The organism is uncultured Maribacter sp. (assembly GCF_963974015.1).
GTDB lineage: Bacteria > Bacteroidota > Bacteroidia > Flavobacteriales > Flavobacteriaceae > Maribacter.
The window spans coordinates 22,762-40,631 of record NZ_CAXBBZ010000021.1; the positions used below are offsets into that span (position 1 = coordinate 22,762).

Below are 17,870 nucleotides of genomic sequence, written 5' to 3' on the forward strand. Positions count from 1 at the left end.
TTGTTGATTAATCCCATTGTGGACGAATACCGGGAGCAAATGGAAATTTAAGTGACTTGTAGTATTCTAAATTTTGGGTCGGTTTTTCAACACCTTCGGGCAATTCTTTTTGCGAAAATGTTTGAAAATATAATAAGCATGCATCTCGCCACCATTTAGCTTCCTTTAATTGAATTTGTAAAAGCATTTTCACTTCGTTATACTCACTTTCAGTTACATAAGGTTTTGCATCATCCCAAGTATAAATCATATTATTCACATCATTGACACCTTCTTGATATTTGAGAGCAATACCGTCCCATAAGGTATTTCCGTTCTGTAATTTATAGTCCCATGAAACATGATGAAACCAAAGTAGATATTCTTCGGGAATAGTGTTTACATCATTAAATGTTTTCTCTAAATATGTGGCGTATTGCTCAGTAGCATTACTGCCAGATGGTGTACGGTCAAAACCAATACCATTTGTATCTGCTTTATGATAGTAAACAGGATTCCAATCTGGTCTGCTTAAATTATCTACCCATGGACCAGGACCGTAATGATGGCCAGTGTCAAAAATATGATGTAAGCCTAAGGGGTTCATATAATTAACTACGGTCTCTCGAGAAGTAAGCATTAGTTTTTTTACTGGTTCAATAAAATTTTGATTATTACTATAGGTAGCTTTTAACCATTCATTAGCAATTTTTTCAGAACTTAAATAAGGATTCCATGCCAAACGACCAAAGCCGTACCAATTAGCTTGGGCAAAAGGATGTCCTGTCCAATTTAAATCAGTTCCAATATTGGCGACACCTGCTATACCAGTCAACGAATTACCATACAAACTTCCATCAATAACCTTTGATACTGTAGAACCTTTGCCTTTCTGATATGTATCTGAATCTAAGATTTCTTCAAAAAGTTTCGGCAAGAATACCAAATGGCTACTAAAGCCTAAATACTCTTGTGTAATTTGAAATTCCATTACTAATGGAGTTTTTTTCATAGCTCCGAACATGGGGTGAAATGGTTCTCGAGGTTGAAAATCTATTGCTCCGTTTTTTACCTGAACTAAAACATTGTCCATAAACTTACCATCATAAGGTAAGAATTCATCATAGGCCTGTTTTGCCCTATCGGTATCATCGTGCTCAGAATAAACGAAAGCTCTCCATATAACATTACCACCAAATGGTTTTAATGCAGTGGCCATCATATTAGCGCCATCTACATGATTGCGACCATAGTTTTGTGGTCCTGGTTGACCTTCTGAATTGGCTTTAACCAAAAATCCGCCAAAATCAGGAATTCGCTTATATATTTCAGCTGCTTTATCTGACCACCATTTTTGAACCTGTGGATTAAGTGGGTCGGCAGTTTCTAATTTGCCAATTTCGATAGGTGCAGAAAAGCGAGCAGTTAAATAGACTTTAATTCCATATCCTCTAAAAACGTCGGCTAGGGCTTCAACTTTTTCTAAATACATAGGTGTGAGCACTAAGGCATTGGCGTTTACATTAGTAAGAACTGTTGAATTAATGCCAATAGATGCATTTGCTCTTGCATAATCGATATAACGTTGATCAATATATTCTGGTAATTTTTGCCAATTCCATAAGGAAAAGCCTGCATAACCACGTTCTACACTACGATCAAGATTGTCCCAATGGTTCAACATTCTTAAATCTATTTTAGGACTGTCTACTAAGTCTATAGAATTTAATTTTTGATGTGTTTGCATTAAATGTAAAAACCGAAACGTAGCATACAGTATTCCTATATCTTTTTTTGCACTTATAAGCGTAATCGATTTTTTTTTATACGTCAATGATTTGATTAAAAATCCTTCGTCCGATAATACCTCAATATCTTTATGAATCAAATCTTTTAAATCTTTTGGTAGATTTTGATATACCTCAATAATTAGTGAGTTATCTGAACTTATGCTATTTGAGTACTGTACTTGCTTATTTAGCATTTGAGGTACCGCAAGGGAAAACTCTTTCTTTGTATTTTTTAAAATATCGCTAGCATCTTTAAAACATACTGAACTTACTATTTTGGCATAATCTCTACGTAATTCAGTATTTTCTATTTTATCATATTTCAACCAAAGCTTATAGCCATCTGCCTGCTGACCATGTAGCTTAGTGGCTATAAGTAGAAATAGGATTATGAATATGTTTATATGTTTCATGTTAGAGGTTTTTGTAAGCACAACACCTTTAAAAATAGGGTAATTCTATTGATATGTGTGCATTTAAATTAATGTACTAACCAATATCTATTGAAAAGAAAAGCGAAATTAATTTTTAAATTACCTGGAGTAATAAGGTTTTAATGACCTATAGCTCTATACGGTTATAAGGATGAATGGTAATTTTAGTTACTAAAACCCTTTCGTTAATTCCGAATTGTATAAAGTCTTTATTTTAGTCTGTGATTAAAAAAGTTTCATTTTCCCCGTCTTTATAATCCAAATAGTCTAAATAACGCAATGATATCGATGACACATTCATTTATTGTTTGTCAGAATAAGACCTACAAGTTAGCGGTTAAAATAGTGAAGGAGATATTTAATTTGGTATAATATGTTATTTATCAATGTCTTGGATAGATGTGTTATAAGTTAATTTTTAATCCGCCTTTATAATGAACTTCATTTTGTAATATTTCAATAGTGAATTTGTATTTACCTTTGTTCTATGGAAGAATGGTATGCCTATCCTTTATTGGTTGTCGTTGGCTTTATCGTTGGTTTTATTAATACCGTTGCAGGTGGTGGTTCTCTACTTTCATTACCTATTCTAATCTTTCTTGGATTACCATCAACTTTAGCAAATGGAACAAATAGGGTAGCGGTTATTTTTCAGACAGCTATAGCTACTGCTGGCTTTAAAAGCAAAGGAGTTTCAACGTTTCCATTTAATTTATACTTGGGTTGCTCTTCTTTTATTGGCTCTATAATTGGCGCCAATTTAGCAGTTGATATTAGTGGTGCTTTATTTAATCGAATATTAGCAGTTGTTATGATATGCGTAGTGCTAATTATAGCATTTGGTCCAAAAATAAGTACCAACGAGGTTCAGGAACGACTAACAGGAAAATATTTGTGGTTAGGTGTCATTGCGTTTTTCTTTATAGGAATTTATGGAGGTTTTATAAATGCGGGTATTGGTTTTATTATAATTCTATTTCTTCATTATATAAATAAGATGACGTTAGTACGTTCTAATGCCACCAAAGTAGCTGTTGTTTTTATGTACATGGTATCTGCTTTAGTAGTTTTTGCTTGGAATGACCAGGTGAATTGGAAAATCGGATTAATATTAGCTATTGGTAATGGAAGTGGTGCTTGGTTTGCTAGTCGAGTTTCAGTAAAAAGGGGAGATGGTTTTGTGAAAAAGTTTCTCATTGTTATGGTATCTATACTAGCAATAAAACTTTGGTTTTACCGATAATTTAAACAAGATTTGTATAACTATTAATACTAGAAAGAATGCCAGGATTTGAATTATTTGGTGAAAGTGAAAAAAGTCAAGTACAGGATGTATTAGATTCTGGTGTGCTCATGCGTTATGGTTTTGACGGTATTCGAAATAACCATTGGAAGGCTTTAGAGCTTGAAAATGCGTTGGCAAAGAGAATGGAGGTCGAACATGCGCAAGTGGTAAGTAGCGGTACTGCAGCGCTTACAGTGGCATTGGTAAGTGCAGGAGTAGGGGCAGGCGATGAAGTTATTATGCCAACATTTACATTTGTAGCAAGTTTTGAATCTATTTTAGCAATTGGCGCTGTACCAATTTTAGTTGATGTAGATGAAACGTTGACCTTAGACCCTTCTGCTGTGGAGCATGCTATTACTAATAAAACAAAAGTGGTTATGCCTGTTCATATGTGTGGTTCTATGGCAGACCTTAGAGCTTTAAAGTCTATATGTTATAAACATAACCTACTGTTATTAGAAGATGCCTGCCAAGCAATTGGCGGTAGTTTTGATGGAAAGCCTTTGGGCAGCTATGGTGATTTAGGATGTTTTTCTTTTGACTATGTAAAAACTATTACTTGTGGCGAAGGCGGAGCAATAATAACGAACAATGAAAAGTTTAAAATAAATGCAGATCATTATTCTGATCATGGTCACGACCACATAGGGAATAATAGAGGTACGGAAACTCATCCGTTTTTAGGTTATAATTTTAGAATATCTGAATTGAATGCAGCGGTCGGTTGTGCTCAAATTAAACGTTTAGATGATTTTGTGACTATTCAGAAAAACCATTATTCTAAATTAAGAAATAGTATAGATTCTCTTTCTAATATCACTTTTAGAAGAGTGCCTGATGGTGGTATAGAGAACTATTCATTTTTATCGTTTTTCTTACCAACAGAAGATTTAGCAAAAAAGGCCCACACGGCTTTAAGTGAAGATGGTGTTGATGCTTGCTTTTATTGGTATGATAATAATTGGCATTATTATAAAAAATGGGAGCATTTGACTAATATGAAATCCTTAGGAAAACTTCCACAGGAAGTTGTAAACCAATTACCAGACTATTCAAAATCAGATTTTTCTAAATCTGATGCATGGGTAGGTAGAACTATTTCATGCCTAATAAAACTTAGCTGGACGGATGAACAGGTTGCTGAACGTGGTATTAAAATGAAAGAAGTTTTATCAAAATTCGCATAGAATTTTAGTAGGCGACATTTTCTACAATTTCTAAACCATAACCTACAATACCAACACGTTTTGCTTGGGTGCTATTGGTCATGAGCTTCATTTTATGAATACCCAAATCATGCAATATTTGAGCTCCTATACCAAAGTCACGGTTATCCATTTCTATTTTAGGAGCTTTCATAACGCCTTCTTTTTGTAGCTCCTTAAGTTCTTTTAATCTCGAAAGAAGATTTAACGATTCAGAATCTTGATTGATAAACACTATAGCGCCTCTACCTTCTTGATTTATTTTTTTGAACATATCCTCTAGTTTCTCGTCAGGGTTATGTGTTAAGGTTCCTAAAATATCATTGTTGATAAGCGTAGAATTAATACGCGTTAAAATTTTATCTTCAGAAGACCATGAACCTTTGGTAAGGGCAATATGAACATGATTATTTGTAGTCTGTTTATAGGCTCGTAACCTGAAGTTCCCAAATCTTGTTACAATGTCAAAATCAGTTTCCTTTTTAATTAAACTATCATGTTCCATTCTATAGGCAACAAGATCTTCAATAGAAACAATTTTTAAATCAAATTTTTTAGCCACTTTCACCAATTGAGGAAGTCGTGCCATGCTACCATCTTCGTTCATGATTTCGACTATTATACCAGCAGGTTGTAATCCTGCCAATCTTGCAAAATCAATGGCGGCTTCTGTATGCCCTGTACGTCTTAGAACCCCACCTTCTTTAGCTACCAATGGAAAAATATGTCCAGGTCTAGCAAAATCGTGTGGTTTTGTGTCGGTTTCAGTTAAAGCAATAACGGTTTTAGACCTATCACCAGCCGAAATACCCGTAGTAACACCTTTACCTCTTAAATCAACGGAAACTGTAAAAGCCGTTTCTAAAGGATCGGTATTGTTGCTGACCATCATATGTAATCCTAGATCTTTACATCTTCCTTCGGTTAAAGGAGCGCAAATAAGACCTCTGCCATGAGTGGCCATAAAATTTACGGTTTCTGGTGTAGCTAATTCTGCCGCAGCTAAAAAATCACCTTCATTTTCACGATTTTCATCATCAACAACAATAATTACTTTTCCTAAGCGGATGTCTTCAATCGCTTCTTCTATAGTGTTCAATTGTATTTTCTTAAGATCAGTCATTTTTAAACAATCAGCTTTTATCTTTTTTACTAAATATTTTTTTGAAGAAATCTGCTATAAATCCAAAATTCACCATTCCCTTGTCCTCGGTTGCTCTTTTGGTAAGAAAAACACCTAACGGTAGCATTATCAATGTAGAAAGCCAAGCACCTATCATTGGGTGAATGTTACCCTCTTTAGCATAATTACTAGCAAAAACCCCGATGAAATAGTAGATTAGGAAGAGTACTATCGCAATGACCATTGGTAATCCCAATCCGCCTTTTCTAATGATGGCACCGAGGGGAGCCCCAACGAAAAATAATATAATACACGAAAAGGCCAAGGCATACTTATTATGAAGCGACAGAATATGCATGTTGTAGATTTTATATCTTTTCTGCATTTCTTCTTTTTTACCGCTTACTGTGCCCAGAATACTACTAGTGCCATTTTTGGCGGTAGTTAATATTTGTATCTGTTGCCAATCGGGGAAAAGAACAAGAAAATTCTCCTTTATGGAGTCTTGCAAGGCAATATTCGCCTTAGCCTTAATTGCTTTATCGGCTGAAATGGAATCTTTTTTTGATACCATGTCAGCTTTTGTAGAATCAGTATTCTTTGTTATTAATGGAACAAATATGCCGCTTCTGCTTTCAATATTTTTTGAAAATGCACGAACAATATTATAATTATCTCCGCGCAAAGAGTCAATATCTTTAGTAAGACGTGAGATATTTTTCATCTTGTCCGTACTAATATCGCGTTCTTCTTCTAACTCATCATTATTTATATCGGGAATTTCGATATTCATAGTATACGTATCGAAATTGGCTTGTGCAAAAGGAAATTTCATTTTGCTATCATTGCTTTTTGTTTCAACATCATTATAATAATGGCCATCCCGTAATACAAGTTGAATTAAGTCAGATTCTTCACTACTAATTAATTCACCAGTCTTAGCTTTTATTACTGTAATATTAAGATTTGACTTGGATTTTTCATGTATGATAACATTCTTTAAAAAACGATCATTATCACCATATTTTTCATCAACCTTAATATTCATTCCCTCAAAATCGCTAAATACACCCTCTGAAACTACAGCAGCTGGTTTTACCTTTGCAATATTTCTTCTAAGATTATATATTTTTCGTTGTGATAAAGGGATAACGTTATTAGCGAAAAAGAACGTTACGCCTCCAAGAATAGTTACAAACACTATTAAACTTAACATTGACCGTTGTAACGAAATACCCGAAGCTTTCATCGCAGCAAATTCATAGTTCTCCGCTATAGATCCAAAAGTTAAAATTGAAGATAAAAGTACCGTTAAGGGTAATACTTTCTCAGTTAGATCTGGCATTAAATAAAACAGGAACTTGCCGATAATTACAATATCCAAACCTTTACCTGCTAGGTCATCAATAAAAAGCCAAATCGTTTGGAATATGAAGATGAACATCAATATTACAAACGAACTGACAAAATTAAAGACGAACCTTGATAGGATATATCGGTCTAGTATTCTCAATAGTTCTAATTTCTTAGAATGAAATAGCCTTCATCCTTATATTTAGCTTCATCAAAAGTAAATAAGGTTTTGGACAAAACTTCGTCTGTTTTAAAAGAATTAACAGTGATTGTAGTCTTAGTACCGTTCTTGCCTGTTTCAATTAATTTATAAATATGCATGGTGCCCATATCTATACCTAATAGTCTTGACTTAATTTCGGTGTCAGAATCGATAGGTGTCAATTTCACATATTGAATTTTTCTTCCTTGAACATCTTGTAAAATGTCCCAGGCATAATTATGGCCTTCTTTGTAAAAAGTCAACATTTTTGAAGGTGTCATTGCATCTTCATCATCAGATTTGTCTTCGATGGTGACTTCTTCATTTTCTGGTACAATAGTATATACTTTCTTACCATCGTACAATTGTTGAGATCCTAGGTAATTGAATATGTATTTGTTGCCTGCAAGTGTTACATCACCTCTGGTTTCTTGGTTAATACCTGCTTCAACATTCTTTAAATCGAATTTGAAGTCAACAAAGATGTTATCATAACTTTGAACTTTGTTGTATACTTCATCAAGTAAAGCTTTTGCTTTTGCAGAATCTTGAGCTTGAGCAAAGGTTACTGAGAACATAATCGTTAATACAAAAATAATTTTCTTCATCTCTTTTTTAATATTATTCATTATCCAATATTTGTTGAAGGGCGACCATGTCTGCAACATAAACCTGTCTTGCTTTACTACCTTCAAAAGGACCTACTATTCCTGCAGCTTCCAATTGATCAATAATTCTACCGGCTCTATTATACCCTAATTTCAATTTACGTTGTATTAAAGAGGCCGACCCTTGTTGGGCTATTACGATTACTTCAGCTGCTTCACGAAACTTTGAATCCCTTTCAGACACATTATTATCAAGACTTGTGCCAGAATCTTCTCCGCTATATTCAGGAAGCTCATAGGCGTCTGGGTATGCGCGCTGACTACCAATATATTCAACAATTTTGGCTACTTCAGGTGTGTCAACAAATGCGCATTGAATTCTAGTTACATCATTACCTTGAGTGAACAACATATCGCCACGGCCAATTAATTGGTCGGCGCCAGAAGTGTCTAATATTGTTCTAGAATCTATTTTAGAGGTAACTCGAAAAGCCAGTCTCGCTGGGAAGTTGGCTTTAATTATACCCGTAATGACGTTTACCGATGGTCGTTGTGTTGCAATTATCAAGTGAATACCAATGGCTCTAGCTAATTGTGCAAGTCTTGCTACCGGTGTTTCTACTTCTTTACCGGCAGTCATAATTAAATCGGCAAACTCATCAATTACCAGGACTATGTATGGTAAGAATTTATGCCCGTCATTGGGATTTAATTTACGGGCCTTGAATTTTGTATTGTATTCCTTTAAATTACGAACCATCGCTAATTTCAAAAGTTCATAACGGTCATCCATTTCAATACAAAGTGAATTTAGGGTATGAATCACCTTTGTATTATCAGTTATAATAGCTTCTGCGGAATCAGGAAGTTTAGCCAAGAAATGGCGTTCAATCTTATTGTACAGCGTTAATTCAACTTTCTTTGGATCTACCAATATAAATTTAACTTCCGCGGGATGCTTTTTATATAATAAGGAAGTTAATACCGCATTTAAGCCTACGGATTTTCCTTGACCTGTTGCACCTGCCATTAAAAGGTGGGGCATTTTGGCTAAATCGACAACAAAGGTTTCATTACTGATAGTTTTACCAAAAGCTATTGGTAATTCCATTTCTGCTTTCTGAAATTTGCTCGAGGCAATTACAGAACGCATTGAAACTATAGTAGCATTCTTGTTCGGTACTTCTATACCTATGGTACCTTTACCAGGAATTGGTGCGATAATACGAATACCTAAAGCAGCTAAAGACAAAGCAATATCATCTTCTAGGTTTTTAATTTTAGATATTCTCACTCCCGCATCAGGTACTATCTCATATAAGGTTACGGTAGGGCCAATAGTAGCTTTAATTTGGGCAATCCCAATTTTGTAATTTTTGAGGGTCTCAACAATTTTATTCTTGTTTTCCTCTAATTCTTCTTGATTTATGGTGATGCCACCGGTAACACCGTGTTGGTCTAAAAGCTCTATAGTAGGGAATTTATAGTTGCCCAATTCTAAGGTAGGGTCGAACTCACCGAAATCATCTACCAATTTATTTGCGAGAATGTCGATTTCTTCAGGTTCCTCAATTACTTGCTCAACTTCCATAGCAAGAGTTTCCTCTGGTTCTGGAGTGTTTATTTCAAAATCTTTAAGGCCGTCTTCCTTTTCTAAATGCGGAATTTCTGTTTTGTGAGTGTAGGTATCTAAAATTATAGGTACGTCATCGTCAAAAGAAGTACTAAGTGTATCTTCGTCCTTTGCTGCTTTACGTTCTTTGCTAGCTTTAAATTCAGTTGAAATTGCCTCTTTTCTTGAATTAAAAAATGATGAAATTCCCTCAGGTGTAATTTCAAACAATCGTACTAAAATGAATATGAGTCCGAAAACTAATAACAAGAGCACACCAATTTTACCAGCATAGTCTTGTAGAAAATCATTCATTTCAAAACCTATTAATCCGCCTAATAGAGGACTACTAGTTGCGAAAAACCCTAGGGCAATAGAAATCCATATAATGAAAAGTAAGCCCCAAATCCACTTTTTAAATAAAGCTTTTAAGGGTAGTCCTAAAAACAAATAAATTCCTGTAATACAAATTAAAAATGGAAGTATAAGTGAAGCTAAGCCAAAGCCTTTGTACATGAATATGTGACTAATGCTTGCACCGAATTTGTTCAATAAGTTTTTGGCTAGCTCATTACGATCCTTGAATTCAGAGAGAAGACTTTGATCATCTTGCCAATTGAAATAAAAAGATATAAATGAAAAGAACAGTGCGATACTAAATAGCATCAGCAAACTACCCAAAATGATTTTATTCTGTTTGGATAATTTAAACGTTGATCCTTTTTTAGTAGGTTTTGGCTTTGATTTAGTTGCCTTCTTTGCCATTAAAAATTAATTCTTGTGCTAAATTACAAATTTACTATGAGCTATAGGAAACAATGATGCGACCTATAAAATTTTGGGTATGTAAATGATTAAACCGATAATAGCTGCTGCTATTGAAACCAGCATAACGGCACCAGCGGAAATATCCTTAATGAAACCGATTTTTACATCGAATTCTGGTTGTACGAAATCAGATATTTTTTCAATAGCCGTATTCATACCTTCAATACCAAGTACCAATGCAATAGCGAATATTTGAAAAATCCATTCTGTATTGGATATTTCGAAATAAAAACCTGCAGCGGTCATAATTATGGCAATAAAAACCTGAATTTTTATGCTTGCTTCGGTACGTATCAGCAAGAAGGCACCTTTTAAGGCAAAACCAACACTTTTAATACGATTGACCAAAAAAGATTCTTTGGGCATGAGTGTCGTTTATAATTAGTTCATTAACGCCTCAAGAGCAGCCTTATAATTTGGCTCTTCAGTAATTTCAGCAACTTGTTCGGTGTATAATACCTTTCCTTTTTCATCCACAACCACTATGGCTCTTGAATGTAATGGAGCTAAAGGTCCATCAGAAAAATCAACATAGTAAGATTTTCCAAAATTACCATCTCTGAAATCAGAAAGCATTTCAACGTTTTCAATACCTTCTGCTCCACAAAATCTCGCTTGTGCAAAAGGAAGGTCTTTAGAAACACAAACTACGATGGTGTTATCTAATTCTGCAGCCTCTATATTGAACTGTCTAACCGATTGTGCACATGTACCTGTATCTACACTTGGGAATATATTTAAAACCACTCTTGAACCTTCATAATCTGAAAGTTTTAAGATAGATAAGTCATTTTTAGTGAGTTGAAATTCAGGTGCTTTTTCGCCAGTTGCTGGTAAAGAACCTAAAGTGTGTATTGCATTTCCTTTCAATGTAACCGAAGCCATATCCTTAATGTTTATATGATTTAAAGCGTGAAATTATAAAATATTAAGATGAAACGTGAGCTTAATTGAATAAAAAAAGTCCTTTCATATGGAAAGGACTTTTTTTAGTTGTACGGTATAATTTAGTTATCTATAGAGTCCATAACCCGCTGCATGAAATTGTTTAAAGCTTCTTTTTTAGGCATGCCTTGTTGTGCTGCTGCTTGCTACATCTAATGCTCCGTACATATTTGAAATAAGTTCTCCTATTACGTCGAGTTCTTTATCTTTTAAAGAGGGTTATAAGACTTTCTAAATTAGAATTTTCAATAGAATACTAACTATTCTGAATAGTCAATAGAATATACCTATTTTAATGCGAATGGCTTAAAATATTATATGGATTATTGTAAACATGGCAGGCTAACTTGATGAATAACTTAGTATCCATAAAAAAATAAATTAGGCTTCTTTTTTAACGAGCTGTCTTATTTTTATATTGAAGGCTGCGAATATTAAAGTCATTATTGGGCTCAACCAATTGAATACGGCATACATAAAATACTCTCCTACGCCTACACCTAAAACTCCGCTATGATAGGCGCCACAGGTATTCCATGGTATTAATACTGAAGTTACGGTTCCTGAATCTTCAAGGGTTCTACTCAAGTTTTCAGGAGCTAAACCTCTGTCTTTATATGCTTTTGAAAACATTTTTCCTGGTACCACAATAGCAAGGTACTGATCAGATGCCGTTACATTTAAAGCCAAGCAGCTTGCTACTGTACTTGCAAAAAGCCCAAATGTACTTTTTGCCATACTTAAAAGTGCAGCACTTATACGGGACAAGGCACCAATGCCGTCCATAATACCACCAAAGACCATAGCGCAGACAATAAGCCAAATTGTGCCTAGCATACCTGCCATTCCTTTGGCAGAAAATAAATCGCTCAAGGCTTTATTATCTGAAGGTACGGTGGTTTCTACAGTAATAGCTTTCATTATACCTTTATATCCAGATTCAAAAGTTAATTCATTTGCATTGGTAATACCTGCCACAATACCTGGCTGAAAAATTAAAGCGAAAATTGCTCCCAATAAAGTTCCAATAAGTAAGGCGGCCAAAGGAGGCGTTTTTTTGACGATTAACAATATAACTACTACGGGCACAATAAAAAGCCATCCACTTATATGAAAACTAGATTCTATCGATGCTAGAATATTATCAGTATCCGCAGAGCCAGATGTTTCTAAATTTAAACCTACAATTATAAAAAAAACGAGAGTGACTATTATTGTAGGTATAGTAGTAATAGTCATATATTTAATATGACTAAAGAGTTCTCCACCGGCCATTGCGGGTGCTAAATTGGTAGTATCGCTTAAAGGAGAAAGTTTATCTCCAAAATAGGCGCCAGAAAGTACTGCCCCTGCAGTCATACCTAATGATATTCCTAGAGCTTCGCCAATGCCAACTAAGGCAATACCGACTGTAGCAGATGTAGTCCAGCTGCTTCCGGTAGCTATAGAAATGATGGCGCATATGATAACACATGCTGCAAGAAATATTGTAGGGTTTAAAATCTGAAGTCCGTAATAAATCATTGCAGGTATAATTCCACTTATGAGCCAAGTACCTGCTAAAGCACCAACCATTAGCAAAATGAGCAAAGCACCTGTTGTAGATTTTACATTTTCTGCAACTTCGTCTAGCATTTGGGTGTAAGAAACTTTATTTAAAAATCCTACAATCGCTGCTACTGCACCACCTAGTAATAAAATGAACTGATTTGACCCGCTTAAAGCATCATCTCCAAAAACAAAAACATTGTAAGCTAGCATTCCCACAAGAACAAAAACCGGAATTAGTGCCTCCCATATATTTAGTTCCCGGTTTTCGACAATGTTTTCGTTTTCCCTATGCTCATTCGTATTCTGGTTTGACATTTGCAATGCGTTTGGTTAATACGTAATATTACGATTTATGCTACGGATGTGCAAACCGTACCTAAATTTGAATACTATGAGTTTACGCCAATGATTTCCAGTATTTTAAGGTCCAATAGGCATTGTTTCATTAAAGAGTACGTTCTTTTAATATCATCATCTAACCCAATTGAGAAACGAATTAAGCCGTTGCCTAGGCCCATTTCTTTTTGCTCATCTAAAGGAATTTCAGAAGAAGTAGAACTTCCTGGTGCACTGAAAAGAGTTTTATAGAACCCTAGACTAACTGCTAAGTACCCCAACTTTCTCTCTTGCATTAATTCCATTAGCGCATTGGCATTTTCTAATGTCCCAACATCCATAGTAACCAATCCTCCATAACCATATTCAGGATTCATTTGATCTTCCATAATCAAATGACCAGGATGAGAGGGAAGCCCAGGGTATACAACTCGTAGTCCATCCTTTTCAAAATTCTCAGCTAAGAACATAGCATTCTCGCTATGCTTTTTCATACGTATGTGTAGCGTTCGCATGTTCTTCAAAATCGAGGCTGCGCGCAAACTATCTAAAGTACTACCTAACAACATACCAGCACCATTATTCACATCTTTAAGGCTAAGACAAAACTCTGATGTACCGCAAACTACACCAGCAACGCAATCGCTGGTTCCGTTTATAAATTTGGTGAGACTGTGAATAACAATATCAGCGCCTAATTTCGCTGGGGTTACCGAAAGAGGTGAAAATGTATTATCGACGACCAAAGGAAGTTCATTGTTCTTTGCTATACGTGAGAGTGCAGAAATATCCGCTACCTCTAATAAAGGATTACTAACACTTTCACAATAGATCATTTTCGTTTTTGAAGTAATAGCTTTTGATACCGCATCAAGATCTGTGATATCTAAGAAGGTTGTCTTAATTCCGAATTTTATTAAAAAATTCTTCATAAAAGCATATGTGCCTCCATAAATGGTTCTACTACTAATAATGTGGTCACCTGCGTTACAAAGTTGTAGTATAACGGCAGTAATAGCGCCCATGCCACTAGCAGTAACGTTTGCACTTTCGGTACCTTCTAATGCAGCTAGAGCTTCGCCTAAGTATAAATTGGAAGGTGAAGAATGTCTACTATATAAATAACAACCTTCGGTATTCCCCTCGAAAGTATCGAACATGGTTTTTGCCGATATAAAAGTATAGGTAGAGGAATCTGATATGGATGGGTTTACACCACCATATTCTCCGAAATATTGTAAGTCTTGTAAATCGTTACTAGTTTTTTGGCTCATGGGTTGTAATTTTAAGTAAATCTAACTTTTGATAGAGATATTGTCAATATAAACTTCATTAATTGGTTTTTTAAACTACTATTTGTAATTAAATAGATTTATTTTCTACTAATGATTAAATTTGATAAACTATTTAGAATCATAATCACTATGAAACTTGACGAAACTGATATTAATTTACTAGTGCTTTTACAGGCAGATAGTAAAAAAACTACAAAGGAATATGCCTTAAAACTTGGCTTATCGACAACGGCTATTTATGAGCGTATAAAAAGATTGGAAAGAACAGGTGCAATTAGAAATTACGTTGCATTGGTAGATAAGGCAGTTGTTGATAGGAATTTTACGGTATTTTGTCATGTAAAATTGGTGCAACATGTAAAAGATAATATTGCCCAATTTGAAGCGCAGGTTTTACGTTTACAGGAGGTAGTGGAATGTCATCATTTAAGTGGTGATTATGATTATCTGTTGAAAATTCATGTTCAAGACATGGAGGCCTACCGTAATTTTATGGTCAACAAACTAACAGCTATGAATCATATTGGTAGCACACAAAGTTCTTTTACGATAAAAGAGGTCAAGCATTCTACCGCTATACCGCTTTAAAACTAAAAATAGTATTAATTTTGTATCACATTAGAAAACAAATATTTTATGGATCAATATGATGTAGCCATTATAGGCTCAGGACCTGGAGGATACGTAGCAGCAATACGTTGTGCACAACTAGGAATGAAAACAGCAATAATTGAAAAATATTCTACCCTAGGTGGAACCTGTTTAAATGTTGGGTGTATACCATCAAAGGCAATGTTAGATTCTTCTCATCATTATGAAGATGCTATTAATCATTTTGAAGAACATGGAATTGAAATTCCTGGTGAGATAAAGGTGAATTTGGAAAAGATGATCGGCCGTAAACAAGGCGTGGTAGACCAAACTACCAAGGGCATTCAGTTTTTAATGGATAAAAATAAGATTACTGTTTTTGAAGGACTTGGAAGCTTTAAAGACGCTACGCATGTTAGTATTAAAAAGAACGGTGGTAAAACAGAAGAAATACAGGCGAAAAATATAATTATTGCTACAGGATCTAAACCATCTACCTTACCTTTTATAAAAGTGGATAAAGAACGTATAATTACATCTACCGAAGCTTTAGAGCTTAAAGAAGTGCCAAAACATATGATTGTTATTGGTGGAGGTGTTATTGGTTTAGAATTAGGTCAAGTATACAAAAGACTTGGCGCTGATGTAACTGTTGTTGAATTCATGGATCGTATTATTCCTGGTATGGATGCTGCGCTTTCAAAAGAATTGACCAAAGTGATGAAAAAGCAAAAAGTAAAATTTGCATTATCACATAAAGTAAAATCAGTAGAAAGAAAAGGTGATACTATAATCGTAAAGGCTGATGATAAAAAAGGTCAGGAAGTTGTTTTTGAGGGTGACTATTGTTTGGTTGCCGTAGGTAGAAGACCTTACACCGATGGATTGAATGTTGGTGCTGCCGGTGTAAAATTAGATGATAGGGGAAAGGTAATAGTTGATGATCACTTAAAGACAAATGTTAGTAACATTTACGCTATTGGCGATGTAATAAAAGGAGCTATGTTGGCTCATAAAGCAGAAGAGGAAGGTACTTTGGTTGCTGAGCAGTTAGCAGGTCAAAAACCTCATATCGATTATAATTTGATACCAGGTGTAGTTTATACTTGGCCAGAAGTTGCTGCTGTTGGTAAAACAGAAGAGGAGCTTAAAGAGGCCGGTGTTGATTACAAGGTAGGGCAGTTTCCTATGCGTGCATTAGGACGTGCTAGGGCAAGTATGGATACCGATGGTTTCGTGAAAATATTGGCAGATAAAAAGACAGATGAAGTCTTAGGGGTGCATATGATTGGTGCCCGTTGTGCCGATTTAATTACTGAAGCAGTAACGGCAATGGAGTTTAGAGCGTCTGCTGAAGATATTTCTCGAATGAGCCATGCTCACCCAACTTATGCTGAAGCAGTTAAAGAAGCGGCATTAGCAGCAACTGGTGATCGTGCTTTGCATATTTAAAAGTGTATAGACATATATAAAAAAGCAGCCTTTTGGCTGTTTTTTTTGTTTTAATAATTTTCACTTAGCGTTTAACGAGAAAGAAATTTCATTAGTTTTTTATTAAGCCTAAAACTCTTAATAGTTTTTCGGTTAGCGTTCTTGCGATTTCAAAAGCGATAAGTGCAGCTTGTTCTAAATACATTCTTGTAGAAGATAAAAATGAAATCACGCCAGATTTAATTTCCGCTTTATGGCTTTCATATTTTAAGGCCAAGAAGGTACTTGCAATCATAAATAGTATTGCGCCAAATATTGCTAACCATGGATTTAAAGAATGATGGAAAAAGCGATATAGACCTATACCCGTAAAACTTCCGTAAAGAATAATGAAATGAATGATGTAAATCGATAAAGTACTTTGTCCTATTTTTAACCAAGTACTATTCATTAAAAATTTTCGTAATATGATGAATATTGAAAAAACGATGAGAACATCACCCAAACGAATGAATAGATAGTTGTTATTGAAAATTGATTGGAATAGTTGTATGCCTGTTACTTCATAAATGGAATAGAAAAAATCTGAAGAAAAAAAGATTAAAACTGATCCGATTAGTATATAAATAGGAACAGTGTAGGTATATAAATTTTTGTTGCTCTGATATTTATAGAATAGTACCGACATGAAACTACCTATTGTAGCATAGCCCAACCAAGGTATTATTGTAAATACTGAACCATTGGATTTTGATAGGTAATTCGCTATAAACCGTGGTAAATATTCGAAACTAGATGCCTTATATATAGGTTCGAATAAGAATAATAAGAACGTTGTTGATAACAGTATGGTAGGGAAAATCCATTTTTGTTTAGCAAAAGTCAGTAAGTAAAACCCAGTGATAAACAATAAAGAGAGTCCTATACAATGTAATACATCTACTAGGTAAAATGAGTCGTAAATCTCCCCTTTAAAAACACCGAACAAATTCATTCTTAAAAGATATCCTATGGCTAAAAGTTCCAATCCCCTTTTAAGTCCTTTTTTTACACGAGGGTTGTCCCAACCAGTCTGTGGAGATTTTATCAATAGAAAGGTAAAGATGAAGCCAGATACCGTAAAGAATACAGGAGCAGTAATTCCTCTAAAATATTTCCATGTATTGAACAGAAAATTAGAATTATCTCTAAAGGCATTATCTAATAATCCATCAACGAAATGGCCTTGTAACATCATTAAGATTGCCCAAGCTCTTATGGCATCTAAAAAAAACAATCTTGACTTAGAGTTGCTCATTA

At 34.8% G+C, this 17,870-nt stretch carries 14 protein-coding genes; 4 read left to right on the forward strand and 10 right to left on the reverse strand.

Translation table 11 applies throughout. From position 1 onward, the window contains the following. Positions 1-7: 7 nt before the first annotated feature. Entirely contained in the window at positions 8-2,182 is a 2,175-nt protein-coding gene (locus AACZ41_RS16665) for an alpha-glucuronidase family glycosyl hydrolase (RefSeq protein WP_339629740.1), read from the reverse strand. A 508-nt stretch (positions 2,183-2,690) separates the two neighbouring features. Between AACZ41_RS16665 and AACZ41_RS16670 the strand changes: the two genes are divergently transcribed. Together AACZ41_RS16670 and AACZ41_RS16675 are read left to right on the forward strand one after the other, a co-directional pair. Beyond that, complete coding sequence (locus AACZ41_RS16670; protein WP_339629741.1) at positions 2,691-3,446, forward strand: sulfite exporter TauE/SafE family protein; 756 nt, start codon at positions 2,691-2,693, stop codon at positions 3,444-3,446. 38 nt (positions 3,447-3,484) lie between these two features. Further along, positions 3,485-4,678: a DegT/DnrJ/EryC1/StrS family aminotransferase gene (locus AACZ41_RS16675; RefSeq protein ID WP_339629742.1), complete on the forward strand. Its 1,194-nt coding sequence runs from the start codon at positions 3,485-3,487 to the stop codon at positions 4,676-4,678. 4 nt (positions 4,679-4,682) lie between these two features. Here AACZ41_RS16675 and ribB read toward each other — a convergent pair whose 3' ends face one another. The 8 genes from ribB to AACZ41_RS16715 form a co-directional block, all read right to left on the reverse strand. Then, positions 4,683-5,819, reverse strand: a complete 1,137-nt coding sequence (gene ribB, locus AACZ41_RS16680; protein ID WP_339629743.1) for a 3,4-dihydroxy-2-butanone-4-phosphate synthase — start codon at positions 5,817-5,819, stop codon at positions 4,683-4,685. 10 nt (positions 5,820-5,829) lie between these two features. Further along, entirely contained in the window at positions 5,830-7,311 is a 1,482-nt protein-coding gene (locus AACZ41_RS16685) for an LptF/LptG family permease (protein ID WP_339629752.1), read from the reverse strand. Positions 7,312-7,337: 26 nt separating this feature from the next. Further along, complete coding sequence (locus tag AACZ41_RS16690) at positions 7,338-7,982, reverse strand: outer membrane lipoprotein carrier protein LolA (RefSeq protein WP_339629753.1); 645 nt, start codon at positions 7,980-7,982, stop codon at positions 7,338-7,340. A 13-nt stretch (positions 7,983-7,995) separates the two neighbouring features. Beyond that, entirely contained in the window at positions 7,996-10,359 is a 2,364-nt protein-coding gene (locus AACZ41_RS16695; protein WP_339629744.1) for a DNA translocase FtsK 4TM domain-containing protein, read from the reverse strand. A gap of 63 nt (positions 10,360-10,422) precedes the next feature. Beyond that, positions 10,423-10,788: a diacylglycerol kinase family protein gene (locus tag AACZ41_RS16700; protein ID WP_339629745.1), complete on the reverse strand. Its 366-nt coding sequence runs from the start codon at positions 10,786-10,788 to the stop codon at positions 10,423-10,425. A gap of 15 nt (positions 10,789-10,803) precedes the next feature. Next, entirely contained in the window at positions 10,804-11,307 is a 504-nt protein-coding gene (tpx, locus tag AACZ41_RS16705) for a thiol peroxidase (RefSeq protein ID WP_339629746.1), read from the reverse strand. Between the two features lie 441 nt (positions 11,308-11,748). Next, the gene (gene nhaC / locus AACZ41_RS16710) at positions 11,749-13,233 is read right to left on the reverse strand and encodes a Na+/H+ antiporter NhaC (RefSeq protein ID WP_339629747.1); all 1,485 of its coding nucleotides are present in this window, start codon (positions 13,231-13,233) and stop codon (positions 11,749-11,751) included. A gap of 74 nt (positions 13,234-13,307) precedes the next feature. Then, positions 13,308-14,528, reverse strand: coding sequence for an aminotransferase class I/II-fold pyridoxal phosphate-dependent enzyme (locus AACZ41_RS16715; RefSeq protein ID WP_339629748.1), 1,221 nt, complete (start codon positions 14,526-14,528; stop codon positions 13,308-13,310). Positions 14,529-14,678: 150 nt separating this feature from the next. Here AACZ41_RS16715 and AACZ41_RS16720 point away from each other — a divergent pair, with 150 nt between their 5' ends. Both AACZ41_RS16720 and lpdA read left to right on the forward strand, forming a co-directional pair. Then, on the forward strand, positions 14,679-15,137 hold the full coding sequence (locus AACZ41_RS16720) for an Lrp/AsnC family transcriptional regulator (protein ID WP_339629749.1): 459 nt from the start codon (positions 14,679-14,681) through the stop codon (positions 15,135-15,137). Between the two features lie 48 nt (positions 15,138-15,185). Further along, on the forward strand, positions 15,186-16,592 hold the full coding sequence (lpdA, locus tag AACZ41_RS16725) for a dihydrolipoyl dehydrogenase (RefSeq protein ID WP_339629750.1): 1,407 nt from the start codon (positions 15,186-15,188) through the stop codon (positions 16,590-16,592). A gap of 91 nt (positions 16,593-16,683) precedes the next feature. Here lpdA and AACZ41_RS16730 read toward each other — a convergent pair. After that, positions 16,684-17,870 (reverse strand): heparan-alpha-glucosaminide N-acetyltransferase domain-containing protein (locus tag AACZ41_RS16730; RefSeq protein ID WP_339629751.1); only part of this gene is annotated, 1,187 nt, incomplete at its 5' end.

Excerpts from the sequence above, each read along its gene's own strand:
- AACZ41_RS16665 (WP_339629740.1), bottom strand. The coding sequence starts at position 2,182 with ATGAAACATATAAACATATTCATAATCCTATTTCTACTTATAGCCACT.
- AACZ41_RS16670 (WP_339629741.1), top strand. The coding sequence starts at position 2,691 with ATGGAAGAATGGTATGCCTATCCTTTATTGGTTGTCGTTGGCTTTATC.
- AACZ41_RS16675 (WP_339629742.1), top strand. The coding sequence starts at position 3,485 with ATGCCAGGATTTGAATTATTTGGTGAAAGTGAAAAAAGTCAAGTACAG.
- ribB (WP_339629743.1), bottom strand. The coding sequence starts at position 5,819 with ATGACTGATCTTAAGAAAATACAATTGAACACTATAGAAGAAGCGATT.
- AACZ41_RS16690 (WP_339629753.1), bottom strand. The coding sequence starts at position 7,982 with ATGAAGAAAATTATTTTTGTATTAACGATTATGTTCTCAGTAACCTTT.
- AACZ41_RS16695 (WP_339629744.1), bottom strand. The coding sequence starts at position 10,359 with ATGGCAAAGAAGGCAACTAAATCAAAGCCAAAACCTACTAAAAAAGGA.
- AACZ41_RS16700 (WP_339629745.1), bottom strand. The coding sequence starts at position 10,788 with ATGCCCAAAGAATCTTTTTTGGTCAATCGTATTAAAAGTGTTGGTTTT.
- tpx (WP_339629746.1), bottom strand. The coding sequence starts at position 11,307 with ATGGCTTCGGTTACATTGAAAGGAAATGCAATACACACTTTAGGTTCT.
- nhaC (WP_339629747.1), bottom strand. The coding sequence starts at position 13,233 with ATGTCAAACCAGAATACGAATGAGCATAGGGAAAACGAAAACATTGTC.
- AACZ41_RS16715 (WP_339629748.1), bottom strand. The coding sequence starts at position 14,528 with ATGAGCCAAAAAACTAGTAACGATTTACAAGACTTACAATATTTCGGA.
- AACZ41_RS16720 (WP_339629749.1), top strand. The coding sequence starts at position 14,679 with ATGAAACTTGACGAAACTGATATTAATTTACTAGTGCTTTTACAGGCA.
- lpdA (WP_339629750.1), top strand. The coding sequence starts at position 15,186 with ATGGATCAATATGATGTAGCCATTATAGGCTCAGGACCTGGAGGATAC.